The sequence below is a fragment of the Chthoniobacter sp. genome, from assembly GCF_040003245.1.
Lineage (GTDB): Bacteria > Verrucomicrobiota > Verrucomicrobiia > Chthoniobacterales > Chthoniobacteraceae > Chthoniobacter.
This window is the reverse complement of sequence record NZ_JBDUCX010000312.1, coordinates 1-7,075: the sequence shown is the minus strand read 5'-3', so window position 1 is coordinate 7,075 and position 7,075 is coordinate 1. Positions and strand designations below refer to the sequence as shown.

Here is a 7,075-nt window from a genome sequence, read left to right as displayed (position 1 = left end):
AATCCCGTCGAACAACCAGCGATCATCGTTCGTAGAGCGACGGGGTTCTTCGACTTCGTTACACTCCGCTCAGAATGACACGCAAGGGGGGCACCTGAGGCGGCGCCGGCTACGGCTTTACGTAAACTACTCTGAGGTGGGGACGGCCGCCTGCTAAGGAAGGGGATGGGCGGTGGATTGACGGTACACGCGAAAAGCCGTTGGCGTGCTGGCCGAAGTTCGGCTACTGCTCCTGCCCCTCTTTCATGAACCGCCCCACCACCTTCCGTATCGCCGCGCTCTGCGGGGCGGCTTGCGCGCTGCCTTTTTCGGCCTGTGAGAAGCCGCAGATCCGTGTCTATACGATCACGAAGAACGCGCCCGCGGCGACGCCGCCCCCGGGAGAGCGGCCCCTCCAGCTGAGTGACGCGCAGGCGAAGTCTGCCACGAAGACGGCGCCGAAGGCGTCCCGACCGAAGCTCGATTATCAATTGCCGCCGGGATGGCAGGATGCGGGTCCAAGCGAGTTCAGCCTGGTGAACTTTCGTATTCCGACGCCCAAAGGCGACGCGATGGTGAATATTACGCCGCTGGCCGGGATGAAGGGCAAGGACACGGTGATCGTCAATATGTGGCGGCAGCAGGTGGACCAGCCGCCCCTCGAGGAGCCGGCAGCGGCGGCCAGCCTGACGCCGGTGGATATCGGCGGAGAACAGGGCAAGCTTTTCGAGGTGACGGGCGCGCGCGACGGGCAGACGCTACAGATCATCACGGCGTTTGTGCATCGGGACGATGGGAGCTGGTTCTATAAGCTGCAGGGCAGCGCGGAGGCGGTCGCCTCCCAGAAGGAAGCGTTCCTTAATTTCCTGAAGACGGTGAAGATCAAGCCCGGCACGGCGGAGACAGCCGCCGCGGCTCCGGCGCCTTCCCCGACCCCGCCACCGCCTGCGTCCGAACCGACCCTGGGCCTGCATATGATGACCCCCGAAGGCTGGCAGGAGCAGCCGGCCGGGCAGATGCAGGTGGCGAAATTCAGCGTGGCCAAGGAGGGCGGAAAGGCGGACGTGTCGGTGAGCGTTTTCTCCAGCGATACCGGCGGCACGCTGGCCAACGTGAACCGCTGGCGCCGACAGCTTGGGCTGGAGGATGTGGATGAAGCCGGCTTGCAGGAATGCGCGACCACCCTGGGCGGCGCCCATATCGACGGTGCGCCCGGACCGATGCTGGCCGATCTCAGCAAAGATAACCGCCGTCTGCTCGGCGCCATCGTGCCACGCGAAGGGCAATGGTGGTTTTACAAGATGGTCGGCGACGCCCCGGTGGTGAACGCCGAGCACGATACCTTCGTCCAATTCGTCAAGAGCCAGCCATGACCCGTTCTCTTTGGAAATTCCTCACTTCGCTCCGGCTCACGATCGTGCTGCTGGTCTGCGCGATCGTTCTCGTTTTCGTCGGCACCGTGGCGCAGGCGGATGAAGGGCTGTATCAGGTGCAGGACCGCTACTTCCGCCACTGGATTCTCATGGGCACGACGCTGTGGGGGTTTCACATGCCGTGGTTTATCTGGCCGGCAGGGCGGCTGGTGGGGAGCGCGCTGCTGATCAATCTGGTGGCCGCGCACATCAAGCGCTTCCAGTGGAGCACGTCGAAGCTGGGCATTCATCTCACGCACCTCGGGATCATCATCCTGCTGCTGGGCCAGCTCGCGACGGATTTCCTCCAGGTCGAATCGCAGATGATCCTCAACGAGGGCGATACGGACAATTACATCCAGCGCACACGTTACCCGGAGCTGGCCTTTACGACGGATACCGACAAGGACCACGAGCAGGTCGTGGCCGTGCCCCATCCGCTCATCGTGAAGGGCGGGACCATTACGAACCCGAACCTGCCCTTCACCGTGAAGGTGAAGGAGTATGCGTCCAACGGCGAAGTGGTTTCCCATCAGAAGGCGCTGGCGGCGGCGGTGCAGATCACCACGGCTTTGGCGACACTGGATAGCGAGTTTTCGACGGTGGACGGGATCGTGCCTCAAGCGGAGCGCGCGGCGGAAACTCCGGGGCGGGTGGACGTCTGGCGCGCGGCGCTGAAGGCCGTGGGAGAAACGGATGTGCAGGACATCGTGGCCGCGGCGAAGAAGGTGGCGGCGCAGCCGGACAAGGAAGGCAAGCTGCGGACGGAATTGAAGGCGCGCTTTCGCGCGGGGATGTTGGGGCGCTTTAGCAACATGCCAGACAATGAGGATCCGACCACGGCTCGGGGGATGCGCTACGCGGCGTCCAAAATCGGCGCCGGCCAAACAATTTCGCCGGAAACGCTGCCTCCCGCCTCGACCGAAGGCGCCGGGTCTCGCGCGACTATCGTGGCGCTGCCGGAAGTGAAGGACATGGATACGCGCGCTTTCCCTTATGCCGTGCTGGAGTTTGAGGCGGATGGAAAGAGCCTCGGAACCTGGCTGATGTCGACGGATCTGCGCGATCAACCGGTGACCGTGGGCGACAAGACGGTGCGGGTGGCGTTGCGCGAGCAGCGACAGTACCTGCCCTATTCGATCAAGCTCGTGAAAGCCACGCACAAGATCTATGCGGGCAGCGACATTCCCAAGGATTTCCGCAGCCGCGTGCTGATCGAGAACCCGGTGAGCAAGGAAAGCCGGGAGACGGAGATCTCGATGAACGATCCGCTGCGCTACAACGGTCTCGCCTACTATCAATACCAGATGACCAAGGACGAATTCGACCGCTCCCCCGGCTTGAGCGTGCTGCAGGTCGTGCACAACCCCAGTTGGCTCGTGCCCTATATCGGGTGCATAGTAGTCGCGTCGGGAATGCTCTGGCAATTTCTCCATCACCTCGTCGCCTTCATCAAAAAACGTCGCCCCGTATGAAAAAGTGGCTGCCTCTCATCATCACCCTCGTCTTCGTCGGCTGGCTCATCGGCAAGGTGCCGGTGCCGAAGGAAGAAGGATTTGCCGTCCGCGAATTTGGCCAGTTGCCGATCCTCAATGGCGGACGGCGGCAGCCGATCGATTCGCTGGCGCGCAATGCGCTGCTCCAGTTGCGCGGCAAACAGACGGCGAACTACGAGCCGTGGAAGGAGTGGTATCAAAAGCCGCAGATCGTCCCGGCGACGCAGTGGCTGATGGAAGTGATGATGAATCCCGCGGTGGCGGATACGCGTCCGGTGTTCCGCATTGATCATCCGGACTTGAAGGGATTGCTCGGGCTGCCGATGGACCGGGGATTCGAGACCGACGCGAAGCATTTCACCTGGAACCAACTGCAGCCGAAGAGCGATGCGCTCACCAAGGAAGCGCAACGCGCGAGCGAGGTGCCGAGCGCGAGCCGCAACCAGTTTGACAAGGCGGTGATGAACCTGTGGCGCGCGACGTTCCTCTACCAGCAGCTCAAGTCCACGCTCCAGCCACCCGATGCGCGCGACTGGCCGGCGGAACTGCGGACGTTCCTGGAGAATCGCGATGGGGGCCTCACGGCCTACCGGGCCCAGCAGGCCAAGAAACCGTTCGATGAAGCGGCGCTCGATCGCTTCATGAATGATGCGGTGCGCTTCGATGGCATGGAGCACTACGATGAATTTGGCAAGCGACTGGAAATGCGCATGGCGATGATCCTGCCGCCGGAAACCGGCAATGACGACAACGACTGGCGGCGCACCGGGCAGGCTCTGATGGAAGTGGCGCGTGGCGACACGCCGAACTTTGCGCTCGCGCACTTTGCGGTGATGGGCGCGGACTTTCGGGCGAACGACGTAGCGGGCTTCAACCAGGCGGTGCAGACCTATCGCGCCACGCTGGCCGGCCGGCTCGATGCCAATCTCAAGGAGGCGGGGCAGGAGACGTATTTCAATCATCTCCAGTTGTTCTATCTCGCAATGAGCATCGCGATTTTCTCGTTTCTCACGGCGATCATCTATTGGTTCCGGCCGACGGATTGGGAATGGCTGCGGCGCACGGCGGTGTATCTGCTGTCGCTGGCCGTGGTCGTGACGACGATTGGGATTGTCTTCCGCATGATCCTGATCGGGCGTCCGCCGGTGATTAACCTGTATTCCTCGGCGACGTTCATCGCGTGGGGTGCACCGGTGCTCGGGCTCATCCTCGAGCGTTTCTGGCGGAATTCAATCGGGGTGGTGGTCGGCTCGGTCATCAGCGCCTTGTGCCTCATTGTGGCCCATTATCTCGCGCTGGAAAAAGATACGTTGGAGATGCTGCGCGCGGTGCTCGACACGAATTTCTGGCTCGCGACGCATGTGGTCGCCGTCACGCTCGGCTATGCCTCGACCTTCGTCGCCGGGTTCCTCGGGATCGTCTTCGTCGTACGCGGCTTTTTCACCACCGCCGTCACGCCGGAACTCAAGCGCAGCCTGGCGCGAATGGTCTATGGCATCATTTGCTTTGCGACGCTCTTCAGCTTCGTGGGCACGGTGCTCGGTGGTATTTGGGCCGACCAAAGCTGGGGCCGTTTCTGGGGTTGGGACCCGAAGGAAAATGGCGCGATCATCATCGTGCTGTGGAATGCGCTGGTGCTGCATGCGCGCTGGGGTGGCTTGGTGCGCGAGCGCGGGCTGCTGAACCTGGCGATCGTCGGCAACATCGTGACGAGCTGGTCGTGGTTTGGAACCAACATGCTCGGCATCGGCCTGCACAGCTATGGCTTCACGGATGCGGCCTTTTACACGCTGATCTATTTTGATGGCGCGATGCTGCTGCTCATCGCCATCGGCATGCTGCCGCTGAATCTGTGGCGCAGCCCGCTGGAAGGCAAACCGTCGAAGACGGACAAATCGTCCACGCCGCCCGGCGGCGCGCAGCCGCAGCCGGCGTAGACTGGCGGCCAGAACGGAAATCGCTGCCGGAGCACTGGCCCGGAGGCGGCCTCAAAATCGCCAATGGTTGCCAGCGGGCTGGCGCGCCTTTAGCTTCCCGACTCGCATGCTTTTCTCCTCCCGTTTTCGCGCCTGCAGCGCAGCCTTTGTCCTGGCCCTGCTCGGTGGCGGGTGCGAAAAGAAGGATCCGCTGGCGGAGCGGAAGTTCCAATTGCTGCTCGAGGAGAACGCCCGTCTCGCGGAAGCGGTGGCGGTGCTGGAACCCGGGAAGCCAGCCGCCGCGACACATGCGGAGAGTTATTCTCCGGCGGCGGTGACGGCGGTCACCACGGAAAATGAAAAGCTGCGCGAAGTGCTGGCGAAGCACGATCACGACAAGGCGCTCGCGGCCAACAAGGTCCTGCGCGAGCCGATCGAGAAGCAGGTGACGGAGATTCGCGGGCTCGTGTTCAAGGAGCCGGTGACCTACGAAGTGCTCAATCGCAAGCAGATCAAGCAGACCATGGCGGGGAAACTGGCGGAGGTGTTTTCGGAGAAGGAATTCAGCCAGATGGCGGAGGCGATGGCGGCGATCGCGCTGCTGCCGGCCAACTATCCGCTGCGGCAAAAATACATCGACCTGTTGAGCGAACAGGTGGCGGCGTTTTACGACCAACACCAGCACAAGCTTTTCATGTATGAAGACGCGACGCTGGAGAATGCGCAGAACCGAGTGGTCCTCGCGCACGAGCTGACGCATGCCTTGCAGGATCAGCACTTCGGCCTCAATCGCATGCCGCTCGAATTGAAAACGAACGACGACCGCGCGGAGGCGGCGAGCGCGCTGGTGGAGGGCGATGCCACGCTCGTGATGAGCGAATTCATGATCAAGAACATGACCAAGCAGATGTTCAAGGACAGCATGGTGGCGAGCTTCACGCAGAACATGAAACAGCTCGAAACGGCGCCGCGTTACCTGCGCGAGATGCTGGTGTTTCCGTATCTGCGCGGGCAGGAATTTTGCGCAGCGCTCTTTGGACAGGGTGGCTACGACGCAGTGTCGAAGGCGTATGCGCACCCGCCGAGCTCCACCTCGCAGATCCTGCATCCGGAGAAGTACATGGCGGATCCGCCCGAAGAGCCGATCGCCATCGAGTGGCCGGAGCTCAATGTGAAAGGGCACTTCCCCACGGCGGACAACACGGTCGGCGAAATGGGGACGCGTATTCTCTTCACCGAGTGGGTCGATGCGACCACCGGGGAACGCGCGGCGACGGGCTGGCGCGGCGACCGTTACCTCTGCTATGCCGACGGCGAGGCGCTGGTGTGGAAGACCGTTTGGGCGAGTGCGCAGGACGCGACGGAATTTTTCGACGCGGAAAAAAAATTGCTAGAAATTCGCTTCAAGCCCACAGACGCCCGTATTATTACGCATGGTTACGAGGTGGACGCCCCCCGTTTCCTGCGCCTGCACCAGACGGACGCGAACGAAGTGATCCTGATCGACACGCCCCGTGCAGAATGGGCGGAGGCGCTCGCGGCCTTTCATTGAAGCACGCGCAGCGAATCCTTGCGCCGCGGGGGATTCCCGGAAATCCTTGCGCACACCTTACCCCTGACGAATGGACAAATCCGAAATGCGCCTCGACCCGCTGACCCAGGCGTGGACGATTTTTTCCGCCGCCCGCCCCGTGCCGCCGGCGTTTGGCTCGGTGCACGATGAGCCGGCGAAGCAGAGCCCGTTCATCGCCGGAGCCGAGCATCTCACCGGGCCCGCGTTGCTCTCTACACCGCAACCCGACTGGCGGGTGCGCGTGGTGCCAAATCGCGCGCCGCTACTGCGCGTGGAGGGCGATGCCTCGCGCCGGGCCGATGGCTTCTACGACCACATGGATGGCGTGGGCGCGCACGAAGTAGTCATTGAAGATTCCGGGGCGAATCCTTTTGAAGAGCTGCCGCTGGCCCAGATCGAGCACATCATCGCGGCGTGGAAGACGCGCATGCTCGACCTCATGAAGGACACACGGATGCGTTCGTTCACCGTCGTGAAGGACGTCGGGATGCCGGCCGGCGGGCGGGTGCGGCACAGCGTAAGCCAGCTCCTGGCGATGGCCACGATCACCCCGCTGCTCCAGCGCAAACTGCAGACCGCGCGCGAATTCTACAACACGCGCAAGCGGTCGATCTTCGAGGACATCCTGAGCGAAGAAATCCGCACCGGCACGCGGCTCGTGTATGAAAACAACGGCTTCACCGTCTTCTGCCCGTATGC

4 protein-coding genes and 1 pseudogene are annotated in these 7,075 nt (G+C 62.6%); all 5 read left to right on the top strand.

What is annotated here, in order from left to right; all coding sequences use genetic code 11:
* Nucleotides 1–245 precede the first annotated feature (245 nt).
* On the top strand, nt 246–1,352 hold the full coding sequence (locus ABJF10_RS27985) for a hypothetical protein (RefSeq protein ID WP_348547914.1): 1,107 nt from the start codon (nt 246–248) through the stop codon (nt 1,350–1,352).
* Nucleotides 1,349–2,866: a cytochrome c biogenesis protein ResB gene (locus ABJF10_RS27980; RefSeq protein ID WP_348547913.1), complete on the top strand. Its 1,518-nt coding sequence runs from the start codon at nt 1,349–1,351 to the stop codon at nt 2,864–2,866. Before ABJF10_RS27985 ends, ABJF10_RS27980 begins: the two co-directional genes overlap by 4 nt.
* Nucleotides 2,863–4,824: a cytochrome c biogenesis protein CcsA gene (gene ccsA, locus ABJF10_RS27975; RefSeq protein ID WP_348547912.1), complete on the top strand. Its 1,962-nt coding sequence runs from the start codon at nt 2,863–2,865 to the stop codon at nt 4,822–4,824. Before ABJF10_RS27980 ends, ccsA begins: the two co-directional genes overlap by 4 nt.
* Nucleotides 4,825–4,930: 106 nt before the next feature.
* On the top strand, nt 4,931–6,355 hold the full coding sequence (locus ABJF10_RS27970) for a hypothetical protein (RefSeq protein ID WP_348547911.1): 1,425 nt from the start codon (nt 4,931–4,933) through the stop codon (nt 6,353–6,355).
* A 70-nt stretch (nt 6,356–6,425) separates the two neighbouring features.
* Nucleotides 6,426–7,075 (top strand): annotated as a pseudogene (locus ABJF10_RS27965) (hypothetical protein); the annotation flags it as partial.

Coding starts and splice junctions, on each gene's coding strand:
- ABJF10_RS27985 (WP_348547914.1), top strand. CDS start 246: ATGAACCGCCCCACCACCTTCCGTATCGCCGCGCTCTGCGGGGCGGCT.
- ABJF10_RS27980 (WP_348547913.1), top strand. CDS start 1,349: ATGACCCGTTCTCTTTGGAAATTCCTCACTTCGCTCCGGCTCACGATC.
- ccsA (WP_348547912.1), top strand. CDS start 2,863: ATGAAAAAGTGGCTGCCTCTCATCATCACCCTCGTCTTCGTCGGCTGG.
- ABJF10_RS27970 (WP_348547911.1), top strand. CDS start 4,931: ATGCTTTTCTCCTCCCGTTTTCGCGCCTGCAGCGCAGCCTTTGTCCTG.